We start from the raw sequence: 20,088 nt of genomic DNA on the forward strand, positions 1-20,088 counted from the left end.
TGCCTGCTACGTGGACTGCTGCGTTGCGATGCTGCCGGTGCGGTCGGCGAGCGACGCGTCGAGCTCCATGTCAACCGCCGCCTGCTCGAACTGCGCGTTGAGCAGCCGCCAGTAGGCGCCGCGCTCGGCGACGAGCCGCTCGTGCGAGCCCTGCTCGACGATGCGCCCCTGCTCCATCACCAGGATGAGGTCGGCGTCGCGGATGGTCGACAGCCGGTGGGCGATCACGAACGACGTGCGGTCGGTGCGGAGCGCCGCCATCGCGTGCTGCAGCAGCAGCTCGGTGCGGGTGTCGACCGACGACGTCGCCTCGTCGAGGATCAGCACGCTCGGCTGGGCTAGGAACGCCCGCGCGATCGTGACGAGCTGCTTCTCGCCCGCCGACAGGTTCGACGCGTCCTCGTCGATCACGGTGTCGTAGCCGTCGGGCAGCGCGTGCACGAAGCGGTCGACGTAGGTCGCCTGCGCCGCCTCGAGGATCTCCTCCTCGGTCGCGTCGGGCCTGCCGTAGGCGATGTTCTCGCGGATCGTGCCGCCGAAGAGCCACGTGTCCTGCAGCACCATGCCGGTCTGCGACCGCAGCGCATCCCGCGTCATCGTCGCGGTGTCGACGCCGTCGAGCGTGATGCGCCCGCCGTCGATCTCGTAGAAGCGCATGAGCAGGTTGACGAGCGTGGTCTTGCCCGCGCCGGTCGGTCCGACGATCGCGACGGTCTGCCCGGGCTCCACCTCGAGCGAGAGGTCGTCGATGAGCGGCTTCTCTGGCGAGTACGCGAAGCGCACGTGCTCGAAGGTGACGCGGCCGGAGCTCGCCGCGGCCGTCGTGCCGTGCGCGTCGGACGCCTCCTCGTCCGCGTCGAGCAGCTCGAAGACGCGCTCGGCGCTCGCGACGCCCGACTGCACCATCGTCACGGTCTGGCCGATCTGGCCGAGGTTCTGCGAGAACTGCTGCGAGTACTGGATGAAGGCCTGCACGTCGCCGACCAGGATCTGTCCCGCGGCCACGAAGAGGCCGCCGGCGACGGCGACGAGGACGTAGCCGATGTTGCCGACGAAGGTCATGAGCGGGAAGACGAGGCCGGAGAGGAACTGCGCCTTGAACGACGCCTGGTAGACGCCGTCGTTCTCGGTCGCGAAGCGCGCGCGCACGGCCTCCTCGCGGCCGAACACCTTGACGAGGGCGTGGCCGGTGAAGGCCTCCTCGACGATCGCGTTGACGCGGCCGGTGCGGCGCCACTGCTCCTTGAAGAGCCCCTGCGCCGGGCCCATGACGGCGCCGAGGATGACTCCCGTGAGCGGCACCGCGATGAGCGCGACGAGGGCGAGCCAGACGTTGATCGTGAGCATCATGACGAGCACGCCGACGACGGTCAGCAGGCCGGTGACGATCTGCGACATCGTCTGCGAGAGCGTCTGTCCGACGTTGTCGAGGTCGTTCGTGACGCGCGAGAGCAGCTCGCCGCGCTGCGTGCGGTCGTAGTACGACAGCGGCAGCCGGTGGATCTTCTCCTCGACGTCGCGGCGCAGCCCCTGCACCGTGCGCTGCACGACGCGGTTGACGACGTAGCCCTGCAGCCACTGGAACACGGCGCCCACGAGGTAGATCGCGAGCACGACGAGCAGGATGCCGCCGAGGGCGTCGAAGTCGATGCCCTGGCCCGGGTTCAGCCCCTCCATGCGCTCGATCATGTTGGCGAACTCGTCCTGGCCGCTCTGGCGCAGGCCCGCGACGACCTGCTCCTGGCTCGCGCCGGCCGGCAGGTTCCGCTGCACGAGCCCCTGCACGATGATGTTCGTCGCCTGGCCGAGGATCTTCGGCCCGAGCACGACGAGCACGACGCCGATCGCGCCGAGCGCGAAGACGAGCGCGAGCAGCCAGCGGTAGGGGTGCATGAGGCCGAGCAGCCGCTTGGCGGATGCGCCGAACGACTTGGCCTTGCCGGGCGGCGGCTCCCAGTCCCCGGCGCCGAGGCGCGCGGCCTCGGCCTGCTCGGCCTCGATCCGCTCCTCCTCGGTGAGCTCGGGCTCGGGCTTCGCCGAGCGCGCCCTGCGCGCCTCGAGGCGCTGCTCCCTCGTGAGCTTCTCGCGTGCCATCTCAGGCCTCCACTGCCATCTGCGATTCGACGATCTCGCGGTAGGTGTCGCTGCGCTCCAGCAGCTCGTCGTGCGTGCCCGTGCCGACCACCCGGCCGGCCTCGAGCACCACGATGCGGTCGGCGTCGACGATCGTCGACACGCGCTGGGCGACCACGATCTGGGTCGTCGACCCGACGGCCTCGCGGAGCGCCGCCCGGAGCCGCGCATCCGTCGTCAGGTCGAGCGCCGAGAACGAGTCGTCGAAGACGAGCACGTCGGGCTCGGCGACGAGCGCCCGCGCGATCGAGAGTCGCTGCCGCTGCCCGCCGGAGACGTTCGTGCCGCCCTGCGAGATGCGCGACTCGAGCTGCCGGTCCATCTGCTGCACGAAGCCCGCGGCCTGCGCGATCTCGAGCGCCCGCCAGAGCTGCTCGTCGGTCGCGTCCTCGTTGCCGTAGCGGAGGTTCGACGCGACGGTGCCGGCGAAGAGGTAGGGCCGCTGCGGCACGATCGCGATGCCGCGCCAGAGCGTCTCGGCGTCGACGTCCTTGACGTCGGCGCCGCCGACGAGCACCTGCCCGCCCGTGGCGTCGAAGAGCCGCGGGATGAGGTTCACGAGCGTCGTCTTGCCCGAGCCGGTCGAGCCGATGATCGCGACCGTCTCGCCCGGCGCCGCGCGCAGCGAGACGCCGTCGAGCACCGGGGTGTCGGCGCCCGGGTAGTGGAAGTGCACGTCGCGCAGCTCGACCGTGCCGGGCGTCGGCATCCGGTCGCCGACCGCGACGCGCGCGATCGACGGCTCGGTGTCGAGCACCTCGCCGATCCGCTTCGCGGAGACCGCGGCCCTCGGGATCATGATCGTCATGAAGGTCGCCATGAGCACGCCCATGAGGATCTGCATGAGGTACTGCAGGAAGGCCATCATCGTGCCGATCTCGAGCTCGCCCGAGTCGACGAGGCCGGCGCCGAACCACAGCACCGAGACGCTCGAGACCTCGACGATGAGCATGATGATCGGGAACATCAGCACGAACAGGTTGCCGGTGCGCAGCATCGCGTCGGTGACGCCGTCGTTCGCGACCGCGAACCGCTCCCGCTCGCGCCGCTCCTGCACGAAGGCGCGGATGACGCGGATGCCGGTGAGCTGCTCGCGCAGCACCTTGTTGATGCGGTCGATGCGCTCCTGCAGCTGGCGGAAGATCGGCACGAGCCGCGACACCAGGAAGCCCAGCACGAGCAGCATGAGCGGCACGGCGACGGCGATGAGCCACGACAGCGTCGCGTCGGCGCGCACCGCCATGATGACGCCGCCGATCGCGAGCATCGGTGCCGACAGCAGCATCGTGCACGACATGAGGATGAGCATCTGCACCTGCTGCACGTCGTTCGTGTTGCGGGTGATGAGGCTCGCGGCACCGAAGCGCTGCACGTCCTGCTCGCTGAAGTCGCCGACCTTGCCGAAGATGTCGGCGCGCAGGTCGCGGCCGGCGCGCATCGCGAGGCGGGCGCCGAAGAGGATCGCCAGGATGTTGGCGGCCACCTGGCCGAGGCTCAGCCCGAGCATGAGGAAGCCGAGCCGCCAGATGGTGTCGGTGTCGCCCCGCAGCACGCCCTCGTCGATGATGTCGGCGTTGATGGTGGGCAGCATGAGGGACAGCACCGACTGCGCGAACTGGAACAGCACGACGAGCAGGAGCGCGGGCCACGAGGGCTTCACGTAGCGGACGATGAGCTTCCAGAGCATGGTCAGACCTTCTGAGCCTCGGGAGCGGATGCCGCGACTGCGGCGGAGGGATGACCGGCGGGATCGGCCGGCCCGGCGTCGGTGCGCGCGATGCCGTGCAGGAGCACCTGCAGGATGTCATCGACCGATGACACGGCGTCCTGCTCGCCCCAGTTCGAGGCGGCCGCCCACGCGAGCGTGCGGACCACCTCCGCCGCCACCACCGGCGGCACGCGGAGGTCGTCGCGGAAGGGCACGAAGCGCTCCGCCAGCCGGTGCTTCGACGCCTCGAAGTCGGCCCGCGCCGCGCCGGCCGCGCGCTGCCCGATGGGCCCGAGCACCATGATGAGCCGGAAGATGAAGCCCATCCGGTCGACGAGCACCCGCAGGGTCCACGTGACCACCTCCTCGAGCGAGTCGAGGCCGAGCACGCCGACCTCCCCGGACTCGTCGATCGAGAGGTGATGCTCGGCGAGCGCGAGCAGCAGCGACTCCTTGTCGCCGAACGCCTTGAAGAGCGTGCCCTCCGCGACGCCGGCCGCGTCGGCGAGCTGGCGCGTGGTGATCGCGAGCCCGTGCTCGAGCACGGCGGGCGTCACCGCCTCGATGATCTGCGCGCGGCGGTCGTCGCCGCTGAGGCGTGGGATCGGGGTCACGCGACGATGCTAGTTGAGTGAGTGCTCACTCACCAGGGTTACAGGGCGCGGCGTGTCGCCCGGTCACGCCTCCGGGCGCCGCCGGCGGCCACGGTCGCCGCGCTGCCAGGCCTCGGCCGAGCGGGCGATCGCGCTCTGCGCGGTGTCGAGCAGCTCCTGCGCGAGCGTCGCCCAGTCGGTGCGGTCACCGATGCTCGGCTGCCAGTCGCCGGAGCCGCGGCGCGCCGCGTGCTCGGCCGCCTCGAACGCGTGCGTCGCGCGCCGCACCGCGTCGCGGTAGGTCGCGAAGTCACCGGGCGCCATGCGGGCGTCGACGCTCGCGGGCCGCAGCTCGAGCGCGAGCCGCTGCTCGCGCAGGAACTCCTGCAGCGCCGGGGACGAGGCATCGCTCATCACCGGGTAGTCGATCGCCTTCGCGGGGTCGGTCTCGTAGGCGATCCAGCGCGCCGTGAGGCGGTCATGCTCGGCGCGCAGCCGCGCGAGCGGCATGGCCTCGAGCGGTGCGCGGCTCGCGGGCAGGGTCGCGCGCGCGGCCTGCACCGACGCGCGCCTCGCCTTGAGCTCCGCGACCGCGACCTTCACGCCGCGCTCGGCCGCCTGCACGCGCCGCTTGGCCTCGAGCACCGCGCCGAGCCCGACGCGGGCAGCGGCCTGCTCTGCCTGCGTACGCAGCAGCTCGGCGCGCGCGACCTTGAGGTCCGCGCGCGAGCGGGTGACGGCATCCTGCGCCCGCCGGGCGTCGTGCACGGCCGCATGCAGCTCGAGCCGGCGGCCGACCGGTCGGCCGCGCCGCACGCCGACCACGCCGAGCGCGCCCGCACCCGCGCCTGCCGGTGCGATCCACCACCACTCGGCGACGAGCGCGAGCACCACGGGGTTCACGGGTCCATGCTAGGTGCGGCGTCCCACCCCGCACAGGGAGCGGCATCGATCGGCCCGCGGCTGTGGGAAACCGCAAGCGAACCGGGCATTCCTGTGTGCGGTGTGCACGCATCCGTCATGCATCGCCGCCTAGGCTGAGTGACCATGCCCCGCATCACCAAGGTCCTCATCGCCAACCGCGGCGAGATCGCCGTCCGCATCATCCGCGCCGCGCGCGACGCGGGCATCGGCTCGGTCGCGGTCTACGCCGAGCCCGACCGCGACGCGCAGCACGTGCACCTCGCCGACGAGGCCTACTCGCTGACGGGTTCGACGAGCGCCGAGAGCTACCTGGTGATCGACAAGATCCTCTCGGTCGCGCGCCGCTCCGGCGCGGACGCCGTGCACCCCGGCTACGGCTTCCTGGCGGAGAACGCCGACTTCGCCCGCGCGTGCATCGACGCGGGCCTCATCTGGATCGGCCCGAGCCCGACCGCGATCGAGCAGCTGGGCGACAAGGTCTCGGCGCGCCGCATCGCGGAGTCGGTCGGCGCCCCGCTTGCGCCGGGCACGATCAACCCGGTCTCGGGCGCCGACGAGGTGCTCGAGTTCGTCGACCAGCACGGCCTGCCGGTCGCCATCAAGGCGGCCTTCGGCGGCGGCGGTCGCGGCCTGAAGGTCGCCCGCACGCGCGAGGAGGTCGCGCAGCAGTTCGACTCCGCGACCCGCGAGGCCGTGGCCGCGTTCGGCCGCGGCGAGTGCTTCGTCGAGAAGTACCTCGACAAGCCGCGGCACGTCGAGACGCAGTGCCTCGCGGACGCGCACGGCAACGTCGTCGTCGTCTCGACCCGCGACTGCTCGCTGCAGCGCCGCCACCAGAAGCTCGTCGAGGAGGCGCCCGCGCCGTTCATCTCGGCCGAGCAGGACGCGGAGCTGCGCCGCGCCTCGAAGGAGATCCTGCGCGCCGCGTCCTACGTGGGCGCCGGCACCTGCGAGTTCCTCATCGGCGCCGACGGCACGATCTCCTTCCTCGAGGTGAACACCCGCCTGCAGGTCGAGCACCCGGTCTCCGAGGAGGTCACGGGCATCGACCTCGTGCGCGAGCAGTTCCGCATCGCCGAGGGCGAGGCGCTGGGCTACGACGACCCGGAGATGCGCGGGCACTCGATCGAGTTCCGCATCAACGGCGAGGACGCCGGCAGCGGCTTCATGCCCCAGCCGGGCCCCGTGCGCATCTTCCGCGCCCCGACCGGCCCCGGCATCCGCATCGACTCGGGCGTCGTCGCGGGCGACGTGATCGGCGGCAACTTCGACTCGATGCTCGCGAAGCTCATCGTCACCGGCCGGGACCGCGCCGAGGCGCTCGAGCGCTCGCGCCGCGCGCTCGCCGAGTTCGAGGTCGAGGGGCTGCCGACCGTGCTGCCCTTCCACCGACGCATCGTCGACCACCCCGCGTTCGCGCCCGCCGACGGTGCGACCTTCTCGATCTACACCTCGTGGATCGAGACCGAGTTCGAGAACGACATCCCGGCGTGGGGCGGCGAGCCGGGCGAGCTCGGCGGGCCCGAGCCGCGGCGCACCGTCGTCGTCGAGGCCGACGGCAAGCGGATCGCGGTCTCGATGCCGAAGCAGCTCTTCTCCGACACGAAGGACGCGAAGGGCCCCGCGCCCCGTCGCACGCGCGCCGCGCTCGCCGGCGGCGCCGGGTCGGGCTCGATCGTCTCGCCGATGCAGGCGACCGTCGTGAAGGCCGCCGTCGCCGCCGGCGACCGCGTCGTGGCCGGCGACCTGCTCGTGGTGCTCGAGGCGATGAAGATGGAGCAGCCGCTCTCCTCCCCCATCGACGGCGTCATCAGCGCGATCGACGCGCCGGTCGGCAAGACGGTGCCGTCGGGCCACCTGCTCGTCGCGATCACGCCCGACGCGGCCTAGGCCGGCGCGGCGCGACTCGCTCTCGTTCTGCAGGCGATCCGCATCCCGCAAGGGACATGCTCCCCCGCCACCCCCGGATCGCCTGCACAACGATCGCGTCGACGATGTCGGCTGCGCGCGGAACGGCTCAGCGTCGCCGATGACGGTCCCGGCGCACGAAGTCGAGCACCGTCTCGAGGGTCCGCGGCCAGTGGTGCAGCACGTCCTCGGGGAGGAACCGCAGCACCGTGCCGCCGGCGCGCTGCAGCTCCCGGTCGATGCGACGATCGCGCGGGAAGTCCTGCACCCGGGTGTGGAACGCCCGCCCGTCGATCTCGACCCACAGCCGATCGCCGATGAGGAAGTCGCGCGGCCCGAGCCCGGGCACGTCGACCTGGGTGCGCACCGCGAGTCCCGCAGCGCGGAACCCGTGGCGGGCGATGCTCTCGAGGCCCGACCCGGCACCGGCGTCGAGTAGGGGGGCGAGCGCGCGCCCTCGCGCGCTCGCCTGCAGTCGCGCCACGAGCCAGCGGACGCTGCAGCGGCGCTCGTGCAGGCAGGCGTCGAGCACGGCGAGTGCGAGGGCGGGCGGTTGGCACTCCACCACGTGGAGCAGGATGTCGCCGAGCGGCTGCCGCGCGAGCTGCGGGGCTCGCGTCCGACCCCGCCAGTGCAGCGTCACCGCGGGATCGGCCGTCGCCGCGGGCGCGCCCGGCACGCGCGGGTTGAGCCGAGAGCCGTTGCCCGGCACCGCGACGTGCAGCCGCCCGTCGTCGAGGGTCCAGATCCCCATCGCCCGGGTTGCCGAGATGCAGGTGAGCTGGCCGCGCATCCGCACGGCCTGGACCAGCTGCGCGTCGGCGTCCGGGACCGCGCACCACGCCCTTCGGACGGCGATCAGCAGGCCTGCGCGCCGCGCGTCGAGCACATCCGCCCTCCCGAAGCCCCGGGAGCGCAGCTGCTCGAGCGACGCGACACCGCCCAGCGAGCGAACGACGCCATCGATCGACATGGCCGCATGGTGCCGTCGCCGCTCGCCGCACCGTCGAGCACATCGGTCCCGCTGTGGACGGACCCGCCCGTGTCCCACGGCCGACCGCCGGGCGCAACATCCGTTGTGCAGGCGATGCGCTGGCCACAAGGGAGCTGCTCCCTCGCGAGCGGCGAATCGCCTGCAAAACGTACAGCGCGGTCGATGCGTGCTACGACAGCCCGGCGCGACGGCGCGCGAAGGCCGCGAGCGGCGCCGGCAGGGCGTCGGCGAGCGCCGCGTAGCGCGCGGCGGCCTCGGCGCGCTCCCCGCGCTGCCACGCGAGGTCGGCGAGGGCGAGCGACGCGTCGCGCCGCGACGCCTCGGCGCCCTCGTGCTCGAGTGCGGCGAGCGCCGCCGCGACCTCGTCGAGGTCGCCGCCGTCGCGCAGCGCGAGCCTGCCGCGCGCGACCGCTGCCGCGACCCGCGCCGCCGGGGTGGGCCGCAGCGCGACGAGCCGCTCGTGGAGCGCGACGATCGTCGCCCAGTCGGTCGCAGCCGCGGTCGGCGCCGCGACGTGCAGCGCGGCGATCGACGCCTCGAGCGCGAAGCGCCCGCCCGTCCCAGCCGTCGCAGCCGCGCGCTCGAGCCCGGCGAGCGCGAGCCGCCGGTCCCAGCGCATGCGGTCGACCTCGTCGAGGGGCAGCGCGACGCCCTCGTCGTCGAAGCGGCCGGGCCTGCGCGCGAGCGCGAGCAGCACGACCGCGACGAGCGCCCGCGCCTCCGCGTCGTCCGGCTGGTCGAGCGACGCCGCGGTCGCGAGCGTCAGCGCGCTGCGGCCGAGGTCGTCCGCCGGGGTGTCGGGCTGCAGCGCGTCCCGCTGGCCGACGGCATGGACGGCGGCGACGCACTCGAGCACGGTCGGCAGCCGGGCCCGGCGCTCCACGCGGTCGGGCACGCGGAACGCGCCCGCCGCCTCCGCGAGCCCGCGCTTCGCGCGCGTGAGCCGAGCGGATGCCGTGCGAGGGTCGATGCCGAGGTGCCACGCGATCCGGGCCGTGTCGAGCCCGCAGACGAGCCGCAGCGCCAGCACGAGCCGGCTGCCGAAGCCGAGCGCCGGATCGCACGCGACGTGCAGCAGCGCAAGCCGATCGTCGATGCCCGTCTCACCGGGCACGCGCTCCTCCGCCCGCCGCGCGAGGTCGGGCAGGGCGCGGTCGCGCACGGCGCCCCGGCGCACCCGATCGAGGTGCAGGCGCCGCCCGACCGTCGTGCACCAGGCGACGAGGTCGTCGATCTCGTCCGGGTGCGCGACGGCGCGGGCGAACGCCTCCGCCGCCAGCTCCTCGCCCTCGTCGATCGACCGGGCGTGCGCCGCGAGCTGCCGCACGACGCTCGGCCATGCGGCCGTGAAGGCATCGTCAGCCGGCGGCACGCGCCCATCGTGGCACGCGGCTGCGCAGCCCCCTGCCAGAGCTTGCGCCGTCGGAGCGGGCTCAGACGAAGTCGAAGACCCTCCGCCACTCGATGTGGCCGCCGGTCGGCACCATGACGGCGAGCTGCTTCGCGATCTCGACGTCGTCGGCCTCGATCAGGTAGAAGCCCGTGATGACCTCATCGCTCTCGATGCTCGCGCCGTCGGTCCACACCGCGTCCTCGAGCTCGCGGCCCTCCGCGCCGGGGCGCACCGTGCCGCCGTGCTTGCGGTGCTGCAGCGCGTTGCCGCCGACGATGCGGGCGCCGAGCTCCTCGACCCGGCGCTCGAACACCTCGAACTCGGGGAACTCGACCGCGATCTGCCCCGGCTGGTCGCCGTAGGCATCCGAGTCCCAGTCGGGCTCGACGATCATGAACATGTACTGGTCGGCCATGGCCGCGTCCTCTCCGTCACGGACTGCGCGTGTCGGCAGTCTCGCATGGGAGACGCACGGGGCCGCCGGGACTCGACATCCCGAGCGGACCCCGCTGCGGGTCAGGGCTCGACGCGGTGCATCGCCCTCGCGGCGTCGGAGATCGAGCCGGTGAGCGACGGGAAGACGGGGAAGACGCGCGCCAGCTGGTCGACCGTGAGCCGGTGCTCGAGCGCCATCGTGACCGGGAAGATGAGCTCAGAGGCCTTCGGCGCCACGATGACGCCGCCGATCACCGTGCCGGAGCCGGTGCGGGCGAAGAGCTTCACGAAGCCGTCCTCGACGCCCATCATCTTGGCGCGCGCGTTCGTCGCGAGGTCGATGCGGTACACCTCGCCCTGCGCGATCCCCTCCTCGATCTCGCGCTGCGACCAGCCGACCGTGGCGATCTCGGGCTGCGTGAAGATGTTCGACGCGACCGTGCGCATCGAGATCGGGTCGACGGCGTCGCCGAGCGCGTGGAACATCGCCGTGCGCCCCTGCATCGAGGCGACGGAGGCGAGCGGCAGCGCGTCGGCGCAGTCGCCGACCGCGTAGACGTTGGGCAGGTTCGTGCGCGCGACGCGGTTCACGAGGATGTTGCCGGAGTCGGCGAGCTCGATGCCCGCCTCCTCGAGCCCGATGCCCGCGGTGTTCGGGATGGAGCCGACCGCCATGAGGCAGTGGGAGCCCTCGACGGTGCGGCCGTCGGTGAGCGTCACGACGACGCCCGTCTCGGTGCGCTCGACCTTCTCGGCCCGCGACTTCGAGAGCACGTGCATGCCCTGCCGCGTGAAGACGTCCTCGATGACGCCCGCCGCGTCGGTGTCCTCACCGGGCAGCACCTGGTCGCGGCTCGAGATCAGGGTGACCTCGGCGCCGATGAGGCTGTAGGCGCTCGCGAACTCGGCGCCGGTGACGCCGGAGCCGACGACGATGAGGTGCTCCGGCACCTCCTCGAGCCCGTAGAGCTGGGTCCAGGTGAAGATGCGCTCGCCGTCGGGCATCGCGCTCGGCAGCTGCCGGGGCCGCGAGCCGACCGACACGACGATCGTGTCGGCCTCGAACTCGTCGAAGTCGGCGCCCTGCTTGCCGGTCGACACGACGACCCGGCCGGGGCCGTCGAGCCGGCCCTCGCCCTGCACGATCGTGACGCCGGCCTTCTCGAGGTCGGCCTTCATGTCGAGCGACTGCTTCGCCGCGAGCGACAGCAGACGCCGGTTGACGGCGCGCAGGTTGACCGAGACCTCGGGCTTCTGCGGCCGACCGGAGGCGCCGCGCACCGAGAACTGCACGCCCAGCTGGCTCGCGTCGCGGATCGCGGCCGCCGACTCCGCGGTCGCGATGAGCGACTTCGACGGCACGACGTCGGTCAGGATCGCGCTGCCGCCGACGCCCGTCCGCTCGATGAGCGTCACCTCGGCACCGAGGAGGGCGCCCGCGAGCGCCGCCTCATAGCCGCCGGGTCCGCCGCCGATGATCACCACGCGCTGCTTGCGCTCGAATGCACTCACGCGCTCCATCATCCCGCATCCGGAGCCGCGGTCGGATCCTCCTGCCGCGGGTCAGCCCGCGCGGCGCTCGTGCACGGCGGTGGAGAGCGTCGTGCCGTTCACCTCGACGTAGAGGGTGCCCTCCGTCACGGAGACCGACATCGTCGTCCGCCGGGCCACCGCGTCGGCCACCGCATCGATGAAGCCGGGATCGAACGAGACGAGCCGCACGTCCTCCGGGCGGTGGATGCGCTTGCCCGACCACCGCCCCGCGACGCGCTCGGGGTCGCGGTGCGTGTACACCACGGTGCGATCGGCGGCCATGCTGCCGCGGTGGACGCGCTCCGCCTCGGGTGCGCCGACCTCGATCCAGGCGGTGAGCGAGCCGGTCAGGTCGCGCGCCACCACCGCGGGCTCGTCGCCGCCCGAGATGCCGTCGCCGAAGGCGATGCCGTCCTCGTGCTCGAGGCAGAGGGCGAGCACGCGGGTGACCATGAACGGGAGCGTCTCCGACGGGTGCTGCGCGACCTTGAGCGACAGCTGCTCGTAGACGCCGCGGTCGACGTCGGACAGCTGGATCTCGAAGGTGTGGATGGTCGCGCCGATGGCCATGGTCGCCGAGCCTACGCGAGCGCGGGCCACGGGCCGCCGGGGCACGGGCGATGTCGTGCGGCCTGGCGCCGCCATGAGGGAGCTCTCATCGGGCAGCACCCACCGCCCTCATGCGCCGCGCCGAGACTGGCCGCACGTCCAGCGGAGGAGCCGCCATGTCCGTCGTCCAGCACCCCGTCCACCAGCCGCCGACCGTCCAGGGGCCCGGCCCCGTCGCGCCGCCGCCCGCGCGTGCGGATGCCGCCACCGAGCCGCTCCCCTGGTGGCTGCCGGTCGTGCCGCTCGCCCTCGTGCTCACCGGCATGCTCGTGCTCGCCGGCCTCGGCGTGGTCGAGGCCGCCCCCACCGGCACCGCCACGTGGTGGCTGCAGGTGCTGCTCGGCCACGTGCCCTTCCTCGTGATCCTCGCCTACCTCGCCGCGGGGCTCGCGGAGCGCATCGGCTACCTGCGGCACGGGCGCGCGGCGGCCCGGCCCGGCCGGCTGCCGATGCGACTGCCCAAGGTCGCCGTGCAGCTGCCCATGTTCGAGGAGCCGGCGGTGGCGAGCCGCGCGATCGAGGCCGCGGCCGCGCTGCGGTGGCCCGCCGACCGCCTCGTCATCCAGGTGCTCGACGACTCGGTCGACCCGGTGACGCGGCGGGTCGTCGACCGGGCTGCCGCGCGGGCGCGCGACCGGGGCGTCGACTGCCGGGTGCTGCGCCGCGCTGACCGCGCCGGCTACAAGGCGGGCGCGCTCGAGGCCGCCCGCCGGCAGACCGACGCCGAGCTGCTCGTCATCCTCGACGCCGACTTCGTGCCGGCGCCGGGCTTCCTGCTCGAGGCCGTCGCCCACTTGCACGACGAGCAGGGACGACCGCTGCCCGACCTGGCGCTCGTGCAGGCGCGCTGGGGCCACCTGAACGCGGACGACTCCTGGCTGACCCGGGCCCAGTCGCTCTGGGTCGACGACCACCACATCGTGCAGAAGTCGTTCCGCAGCGCCCGCTGGCGATTCGTGAACTTCACGGGCACGGCCGGCGTCTGGCGGGCGGATGCGATCGAGTCGGCGGGCGGCTGGCGGGCGGCGAGCCTCGTGGAGGACTGCGAGCTGAGCTTCCGGCACCTCTTCCTCGGCTGGCGCACGACGGCGGTGAAGGAGATCGTGGTGCCGAGCGAGCTGCCCGCCACCGTGACCGCCTACAAGGCGCAGCAGAAGCGCTGGACCTCCGGCTGGGTGCAGCTGCAGCGGCTGCACCTCGGCACCCTGCTCGGATCGCTCCGCGAGCGCCCCGCCCGCCGGCTGCAGCTGGCGTACCACATGACGATCGCGTGGCAGTGGCCGCTGTGGGCGCTGTGGGTGTGCACGCTGCCGTTCCTCATCTCCACCGGCCTGTGGGCGGGCGCGCTCGGCGCCGGCGCGGGCATCGCCGCGTACCTCGCGCCGACCCTCGCCTGGCTGCTGCTGTCGACCGCGCTCGCGAGCGTCGAGGGGATGCGCCTCGACGACCCGCGACCGACGGCGCGCGGCCTCCTGCGACGGCTCGCGCGCGTGGTGCCGTACGTCGTGCTGAACGCGGGCATGCTGCCGCACCAGCTCATGGCCTTCGTCGAGGGCCTGCACGGCCCGATGCACACCGAGTTCGAGCGCACGCCGAAGGCCGGCGCCGGAGTCGCGACCCAGCGGGTGCGCATCCACTGGCCCGCCGTGCTCGCCGAGGTGGGCTTCGTGGTGCTCCAGCTCGGGTGGGCGGTGGTGCTGCTCGCGGCCGGGCTCACGTGGTGCGCGCTCGGCGCGGCGCTGCTCGCGCTGGCGGTCGCGTGGCTCGGATGGTTCTACGGCGACGACGCCGGGCGGCGTGCCCTGGTGCTCGGCCGGTGACGCCCGCACCGCCTCTAGAGTGGGCGCCATGAAGCACGAGCACGACACCCACCCGCTCGACGGCGGCGCCGACCCGCGCGCCGTCGCCCGGCAGGCCGCCGACGACATCCGCCGCATCACCGGCGTCGAGTCGCACGACATCGCCCTCACGCTGGGCTCGGGCTGGGCGAAGGCGGCCGACCTCATCGGCGAGACGACGCACACCATCCCGGCGACCGACGTCACCGGCTTCTCGAAGCCCGCGCTCGAGGGGCACGTGGGCACGCTGCGCTCGATCCTGCTCGACGACGGCCGCCGCGCCCTCGTCATCGGCGCGCGCACCCACTACTACGAGGGGCACGGCGTGCGCCGGGTCGTGCACTCCGTGCGCACCGCGGCCGCGGCGGGCGCATCCGTCATGGTGCTGACGAACGGCGCCGGCGGCATCAAGCCGCACTGGACCCCCGGCCAGCCCGTGCTCATCAGCGACCACATCAACCTCACCGCCGACTCCCCGCTCGAGGGCGCCACCTTCGTCGACCTCACCGACCTGTACGCGCCGCGCCTGCGAGACATCGCCCGATCGGTCGACGGCTCGCTCGACGAGGGCGTCTACGTGCAGTTCCGCGGGCCGCACTACGAGACCCCCGCCGAGGTGCAGATGGCGAAGGCGATCGGCGGCCACATCTGCGGCATGTCGACCGCGCTCGAGGCCATCGCGGCGCGCGAGGCCGGCATGGAGGTGCTCGGGCTCAGCCTCATCACCAACCTCGCTGCGGGCATCCAGACGACCCCCCTCTCGCACGCGGAGGTCATCGAGGCTGGCCGGGAGGCGGAGGGACGCCTCGGTCGCCTGCTCGCCGACGTCGTCGCCGCGATCGGCCAGCAGGCATGACCGCGCCCGACGTGCTCGACGCCGCGCGCGCCTGGGCCGCCGGCGATCCGGACCCCGAGACGCGCGCCGAGCTCGAGGCCGCCATCGCCGCCGCCGAGGCCGGCGACGAGCTCGCCGTCGCCGCGGTGACGGATGCGTTCCGCGGCCGCCTGCAGTTCGGCACCGCCGGGCTGCGCGGCGCGATCGGCGCCGGCCCCAACCGCATGAACCGGGTCGTGGTGCAGCAGGCGTCCGCCGGGCTCGCCGCCTTCCTCGTCGGGCGCGAGCCGCATCCGTCGATCGTGATCGGCTGGGACGGGCGCCGCGGCTCCGAGGAGTTCGCGCGCGACGCGGCCGAGGTGTTCGCCGGCGCCGGCGTGCGGGCGATCCTGCTGCCGCGCCTGCTGCCGACGCCGGTCACCGCGTTCGCGGTGCGCCACCTGGGCGCGAGCGCTGGCGTGATGGTGACCGCGAGCCACAACCCGCCCGCCGACAACGGCTACAAGGTCTACCTCGGCGGCGCCGACGAGGGCAGCCAGATCGTCCCGCCCGTCGACGGCGAGATCGCCGAGCGGATCGTCGAGGCGGCGGCCGTGCCGGTCGCCGACTACCCGCGCGGCGAGCCGGAGGTCGCGGGCGAAGGTGTCTGGGAGGCGTACGTCGCCGCCACGGCCGCGATCGGCCTGCCGACCGACCAGGACGCCGGATCCGCGCTCACCGTGGTCTACACGCCGCTGCACGGCGTCGGCCTCGAGACCGTCGAGGCGGTGCTCGCCGAGGCCGGCTTCCCGCCCGTCATCGTCGTGCCGGAGCAGGCGGAGCCCGACGGCGCGTTCCCGACCGTGGCGTTCCCGAACCCCGAGGAGCCCGGCGCGCTCGACCTCGCCATGGCGCTCGCGACCGAGCGCGGCGCCGACCTGATCCTCGCGAACGACCCCGACGCCGACCGGCTCGCGGTCGCCGTGCCCGACGCCGCCGCCCCCTCGGGCTGGCGGATGCTCACGGGCAACGAGGTGGGCCTGCTGCTCGGCTGGGACGCGGCCCGCGCGGCCCGCGGGCGCGGCGTGCTCGCCGCATCCATCGTCTCCTCCCCCGGCCTCGGCACGATCGCCGAGGCGCACGGCCTGCGCTTCGTGCAGACGCTCACGGGCTTCAAGTGGGTCTCGCGCGTGCCCGACCTCACCTTCGGGTTCGAGGAGGCGCTCGGCTACCTCGTGAACCCGGGCACCGTGCGCGACAAGGACGGCGTCTCGGCGCTCGTGCGGGTGCTCACGCTCGCCGTCGAGCTGCACGAGCGCGGCTCGTCGCTCACCGAGGAGCTGCTCGCGCTGGCCGGCGAGTTCGGCGCGTTCGAGTCGGGTCAGGTGAGCGTGCGCGTGACGGATCTCGCGCGCATCCCGGCGACCATGGCCGCGCTGCGGGCGACGCCGCCGGCCGAGCTCGCGGGATCCGCGGTGCTCGCCGCCGACGACCTGTCGCTGCCCGAGCACGGCGAGATCGGCGACATCCTGCGCTTCACCCTCGACGACGGCTCGCGCGTGATGGTGCGGCCGAGCGGCACCGAGCCCAAGGTCAAGGTCTACATCGACGCGATGTCGGCCGAGGGCGCACCGGCCCAGCGCGTGCGCGCGGCGCGCGCCCGCGTCGCGGCGATCGCCGACGCGGTCCGCCCCCTGCTCGAGGCCTGAGACTCAACGTCGCCGGTGGTCGGTCGACCGCCTATACGCGACGAACGACCACTGGCGACGTCGAGGATCAGGTGCTCAGGTGCGGAGGGCGGCGATCGCCTCGTCGCGCGTGGTGGCGGCCGCGAGCGCGTCGGTGACGCCGGAGCCGTCGAGCGCGTTGGCGAGCTCGGCGAGCATCCGGAGGTGCTGCCGCGCGCTCGTCGCCGCGAGGCCGATGACGACGCGCACCGGGTCGTTGTGCGGGTGGCCGAACGCGACCGGCTCGTCGAGCACGACGATCGCGAGCGCGTCGCGACGCACGACGCCGCTCGCCTTGGCGTGCGGCACCGCGACACCCGGCGCGACGACGCAGTAGGGCCCCGCCGACTCGATCTGCTGCACGAGCTCCTCGACGTAGGCCCGCCCCACGGCGCTCGCCGTCACGAGGTCGACGCCCGCCGCGCGCACGGCCGCGCGCCAGTCGTCCGCGTGCACCCCTGGCGAGAAGGTGGCCTCGTCGAGCGGCAGGCTCATCGCAGGTCGTCGAACCCGTCGGCGATCTCGTCCGCCAGCTCCTCGCGCTCCTCGAACGAGCAGAACGCGCTCGCGGCGGCGTTCTGCGTCACCTGCTCGAGGTCGTCGAGGTCCCACTCGAAGGCGTCGACGAGCAGCCCGAGCTCGCGCGTGAGCGTCGTGCCCGACTGCAGGCGGTTGTCGACGTTGACGGTGACGCAGAACCCCAGCTGGTGCAGCAGGTCGATCGGGTGGTCCTCGAGCGCGGTGCCCCACTGCGCGATCGTGCCGGTCTGCAGGTTGGAGGATGGGCTCACCTCGAGGGCGATCTGCCGGTCCTTCACCCACTCGGCGACCTCGCCGAGGCGCACGACGACCGCGTCGTCGGTCTCCTCCTCGACGTGGATGTCCTCCGCGATGCGGGTGCCGTGCCCGAGCCGCAGCGCGCGGCCCGAGAACAGCGCGTCGGCGATGCTCGCGATGCCGTCGCCCTCGCCCGCGTGGACGGTGGCCGGGAAGTGCGCGCGCGCCAGGATGTCGAACGCCGACTGCATGCGCGACGCGGGGAAGCCCGCCTCGGGGCCGGCGATGTCGAAGCCGACCGCGCCGCGATCGCGGTGCCGCAGCGCGAGCTCGGCGATCTCGTCGCCGCGGTCGAGGTGGCGCATGGCGCTGACGAGCTGCCCGACCCGGATGCGGCCGCCGTGCGTCGCGACGAGCGCGATGGCCTCCTCGATGCCGGCCTGCACCGCCTCGACCGCCGCGTCGAGCGTGAGGCCTCGCTGCAGGTGCTGCTCGGGCGCCCAGCGGATCTCGCCGTAGATCACGCCGTCCTCGGCGAGGTCGAGCACGAACTCCTTCGCGACGCGGTGCAGGCCGTGCTCCGTCTGCATCACCGCGGTCGTGATGTCGAACGTCTTCAGGTACTCGGGCAGCGAGCCGGAGTTCGACTGCTGGGCGAACCACGCGCCGAGCGACGCGGCGTCGCTCGCGGGCAGCTCGAGCCCGATCTCGTCGGCCAGCTCGAGGATGGTCTGCGGTCGCAGTCCGCCGTCGAGGTGGTCGTGGAGGCTGACCTTCGGCAGCGTCTGGATGTCGACGCCGTCGACCTCGTAGCGGCTCATCTCGTCCCCGTCGTCGGTTCCTGCAGGACCTCGATCGTACCTGCCGCGGATGTCGCCGGGATCAGGCGCCGATCCGCTCGCGCACGATCGGCGGGACCGGCACCTCGGCGCCCGGCGCGGCGAGCTCCCACGCGCCCTCGAGCGCCTCGAGCGCGCGCGGGATGCGGGTGGCGTCGTCGGCCGAGATCGTCCAGAGCGGGTCGCCCTTCCGCACCGCGTCGCCCGGCTTCACGTGCAGGTCGATGCCCGCGGCGTGCACGACGGGATCGCTCGCGCGGGCGCGACCGGCGCCGAGCCGCCATGCGGCGATGCCGAACGGCAGCGCCTCCTGGCGCGCGAGCACGCCGTCGGCCTCCGCGACCACCGTGTGCGTCTCGTTCGCGGTCGGCAGCGCCGCATCCGGGTCGCCGCCCTGCGCGACGACGAAGCGCCGCCAGACATCCATGGCACGGCCGTCGGCGAGCGCCGCCTCGACGTCGGCGTCGGGCTGCCCCACCGCGTCGAGCATCTCGCGCGCGAGCGCGACGGTGAGCTCGACGATGTCGGCGGGCCCGCCGCCGGCGAGCACCTCGACCGACTCCCGCACCTCGTTGGCGTTGCCGATCGCGAGGCCGAGCGGCGTGTCCATCGCGGTGAGCAGCGCGCGGGTCTCGACGCCCGCGTCGCGGCCCAGCTCGACCATCGTGAGCGCGAGCTCGCGCGCCCGCTCGAACTCCTGCATGAAGGCGCCGGAGCCGAACTTCACGTCGAGCACGAGCGCGCCCGTGCCCTCCGCGATCTTCTTCGACATGATCGAGGATGCGATGAGCGGGATGGCCTCGACGGTGCCGGTGATGTCGCGGAGCGCGTAGAGCCGCTTGTCGGCGGGCGCGAGGCCGGCGCCGGCCGCGCAGATGACGCCGCCGACGGTGCGCAGCTGCTCGAGCATCTGCTGGTTCGACAGGTCGGCGCGCCACCCGGGGATGGACTCGAGCTTGTCGAGCGTGCCGCCGGTGTGGCCGAGGCCGCGCCCCGACAGCTGCGGCACCGCGGCGCCGAAGGCCGCGACGAGCGGCATGAGCGACAGCGTGATCTTGTCGCCGACGCCGCCGGTCGAGTGCTTGTCGACGGTGGGCGCGTCGAGCGACGAGAAGTCCATCCGCTCGCCCGAGGCGATCATCGCCATCGTCAGGTCGTGGATCTCGCGTCGGTCCATGCCGTTCAGCAGGATCGCCATGGCGAGCGCCGCCATCTGCGGGTCCTCGACGTAGCCGCGCGTGTACGCGTCGACGAGCCAGTCGATCTGCGCGGTGCCGAGCGTGCCCCGGTCGCGCTTCGTGCGGATGATGTCGACGACGTCGAACGCCTCAGCCATGCTGCTCCTCGCCTCGCCCGACCGCGCGGTCGGGCCCTCGTGGTGGTCCCTGCAACCTCGACCCAAGCACACTCGCGCCGGGAGGCCCGTCGTGGCCGGGCCGGATGGTCAGGCGTCGCGGGTCGCCGCGTAGTCGTCGAGCTCCCGCGGGCCGAACGCGTCCGGGAGCACCTGGTCGATCGTGCGGATGCCGCTGACGGTGTCGAGCAGCATCCCGGGCGCCGCGTGCTCCGACAGCAGCTGACGGCACCGTCCGCACGGCATGAGCCGCTCCCCCGCGCCGTTCACGCACGCGAACGCCACCAGCCGGCCGCCGCCGCCCATCACGAGCTCGCTCACGAGCGAGCACTCCGCGCACAGCGTCACGCCGTAGGCGGCGTTCTCGATGTTCGCGCCGGTGATGAGGCGGCCGTCGTCGACGAGCGCCGCCGCGCCCACCGGGAACCCCGAGTAGGGCGCGTAGGCCTTCGCGGCCGCCCCCACGGCGGCGCCGTGCAGCGCCGGCCAGTCGATGTCGGGCATCCGTC

17 protein-coding genes are annotated in these 20,088 nt (G+C 73.5%); 4 read left to right on the top strand and 13 right to left on the bottom strand.

The window, feature by feature from the left end; all coding sequences use genetic code 11:
* Positions 1-6 precede the first annotated feature (6 nt).
* The 4 genes from EDD26_RS01415 to EDD26_RS01430 all read right to left on the bottom strand — a co-directional run bounded on the left by EDD26_RS01415 (position 7) and on the right by EDD26_RS01430 (position 5,337).
* Positions 7-2,094, bottom strand: a complete 2,088-nt coding sequence (locus tag EDD26_RS01415; protein ID WP_123696083.1) for an ABC transporter ATP-binding protein — start codon at positions 2,092-2,094, stop codon at positions 7-9.
* Between the two features lies 1 nt (position 2,095).
* A complete protein-coding gene (locus tag EDD26_RS01420; protein ID WP_123696084.1) occupies positions 2,096-3,820 on the bottom strand; it encodes an ABC transporter ATP-binding protein in 1,725 nt (574 codons plus the stop codon).
* A gap of 2 nt (positions 3,821-3,822) precedes the next feature.
* The gene (locus EDD26_RS01425) at positions 3,823-4,455 is read right to left on the bottom strand and encodes a TetR/AcrR family transcriptional regulator (protein ID WP_123696085.1); all 633 of its coding nucleotides are present in this window, start codon (positions 4,453-4,455) and stop codon (positions 3,823-3,825) included.
* Positions 4,456-4,518: 63 nt separating this feature from the next.
* Positions 4,519-5,337 (bottom strand): efflux RND transporter periplasmic adaptor subunit, encoded by an 819-nt coding sequence (locus tag EDD26_RS01430; RefSeq protein WP_123696086.1) that lies wholly within the window; start codon positions 5,335-5,337, stop codon positions 4,519-4,521.
* A 144-nt stretch (positions 5,338-5,481) separates the two neighbouring features.
* Between EDD26_RS01430 and EDD26_RS01435 the strand changes: the two genes are divergently transcribed.
* Complete coding sequence (locus EDD26_RS01435) at positions 5,482-7,248, top strand: acetyl/propionyl/methylcrotonyl-CoA carboxylase subunit alpha (protein ID WP_123696087.1); 1,767 nt, start codon at positions 5,482-5,484, stop codon at positions 7,246-7,248.
* A 127-nt stretch (positions 7,249-7,375) separates the two neighbouring features.
* Here EDD26_RS01435 and EDD26_RS01440 read toward each other — a convergent pair whose 3' ends face one another.
* The 5 genes from EDD26_RS01440 to EDD26_RS01460 form a co-directional block, all read right to left on the bottom strand.
* A complete protein-coding gene (locus EDD26_RS01440; RefSeq protein WP_123696088.1) occupies positions 7,376-8,239 on the bottom strand; it encodes a DUF559 domain-containing protein in 864 nt (287 codons plus the stop codon).
* Between the two features lie 190 nt (positions 8,240-8,429).
* Positions 8,430-9,632: a DUF6596 domain-containing protein gene (locus EDD26_RS01445; protein WP_123696089.1), complete on the bottom strand. Its 1,203-nt coding sequence runs from the start codon at positions 9,630-9,632 to the stop codon at positions 8,430-8,432.
* 61 nt (positions 9,633-9,693) lie between these two features.
* Positions 9,694-10,068: a YciI family protein gene (locus EDD26_RS01450; RefSeq protein WP_123696090.1), complete on the bottom strand. Its 375-nt coding sequence runs from the start codon at positions 10,066-10,068 to the stop codon at positions 9,694-9,696.
* 101 nt (positions 10,069-10,169) lie between these two features.
* Entirely contained in the window at positions 10,170-11,609 is a 1,440-nt protein-coding gene (locus EDD26_RS01455; RefSeq protein WP_123696091.1) for an NAD(P)H-quinone dehydrogenase, read from the bottom strand.
* 42 nt (positions 11,610-11,651) lie between these two features.
* Positions 11,652-12,191 carry a YaeQ family protein gene (locus tag EDD26_RS01460; protein ID WP_123696092.1) on the bottom strand — a complete coding sequence of 180 codons (540 nt, stop codon included), beginning with the start codon at positions 12,189-12,191 and terminating at the stop codon, positions 11,652-11,654.
* Between the two features lie 155 nt (positions 12,192-12,346).
* On the opposite strand from EDD26_RS01460, the gene EDD26_RS01465 reads away from it, so the two are divergent.
* From EDD26_RS01465 to EDD26_RS01475, 3 genes are read left to right on the top strand one after another with little or no spacing between them, the layout of a single operon-like run.
* Positions 12,347-14,050, top strand: coding sequence for a glycosyltransferase (locus EDD26_RS01465; RefSeq protein ID WP_170165489.1), 1,704 nt, complete (start codon positions 12,347-12,349; stop codon positions 14,048-14,050).
* 28 nt (positions 14,051-14,078) lie between these two features.
* A complete protein-coding gene (locus EDD26_RS01470) occupies positions 14,079-14,924 on the top strand; it encodes a purine-nucleoside phosphorylase (RefSeq protein WP_123696094.1) in 846 nt (281 codons plus the stop codon).
* The gene (locus EDD26_RS01475) at positions 14,921-16,591 is read left to right on the top strand and encodes a phospho-sugar mutase (RefSeq protein ID WP_123696095.1); all 1,671 of its coding nucleotides are present in this window, start codon (positions 14,921-14,923) and stop codon (positions 16,589-16,591) included. Before EDD26_RS01470 ends, EDD26_RS01475 begins: the two co-directional genes overlap by 4 nt.
* Positions 16,592-16,666: 75 nt before the next feature.
* Here EDD26_RS01475 and EDD26_RS01480 read toward each other — a convergent pair whose 3' ends face one another.
* From EDD26_RS01480 to EDD26_RS01495, 4 genes are all read right to left on the bottom strand, one after another.
* Entirely contained in the window at positions 16,667-17,104 is a 438-nt protein-coding gene (locus EDD26_RS01480) for a PTS sugar transporter subunit IIA (RefSeq protein WP_123696096.1), read from the bottom strand.
* Positions 17,101-18,207, bottom strand: a complete 1,107-nt coding sequence (locus EDD26_RS01485; protein WP_123696097.1) for an adenosine deaminase — start codon at positions 18,205-18,207, stop codon at positions 17,101-17,103. The genes EDD26_RS01480 and EDD26_RS01485 overlap by 4 nt, the downstream gene beginning before the upstream one ends.
* A 61-nt stretch (positions 18,208-18,268) precedes the next feature.
* Positions 18,269-19,561, bottom strand: coding sequence for a thymidine phosphorylase (locus tag EDD26_RS01490; protein ID WP_123696098.1), 1,293 nt, complete (start codon positions 19,559-19,561; stop codon positions 18,269-18,271).
* Positions 19,562-19,669: 108 nt separating this feature from the next.
* Complete coding sequence (locus EDD26_RS01495; RefSeq protein WP_123696099.1) at positions 19,670-20,083, bottom strand: cytidine deaminase; 414 nt, start codon at positions 20,081-20,083, stop codon at positions 19,670-19,672.
* Positions 20,084-20,088 lie beyond the last annotated feature (5 nt).

Origin of the sequence: Agrococcus jenensis, assembly GCF_003752465.1 — a bacterium.
Taxonomy (GTDB): Bacteria; Actinomycetota; Actinomycetes; order Actinomycetales; family Microbacteriaceae; genus Agrococcus; species Agrococcus jenensis.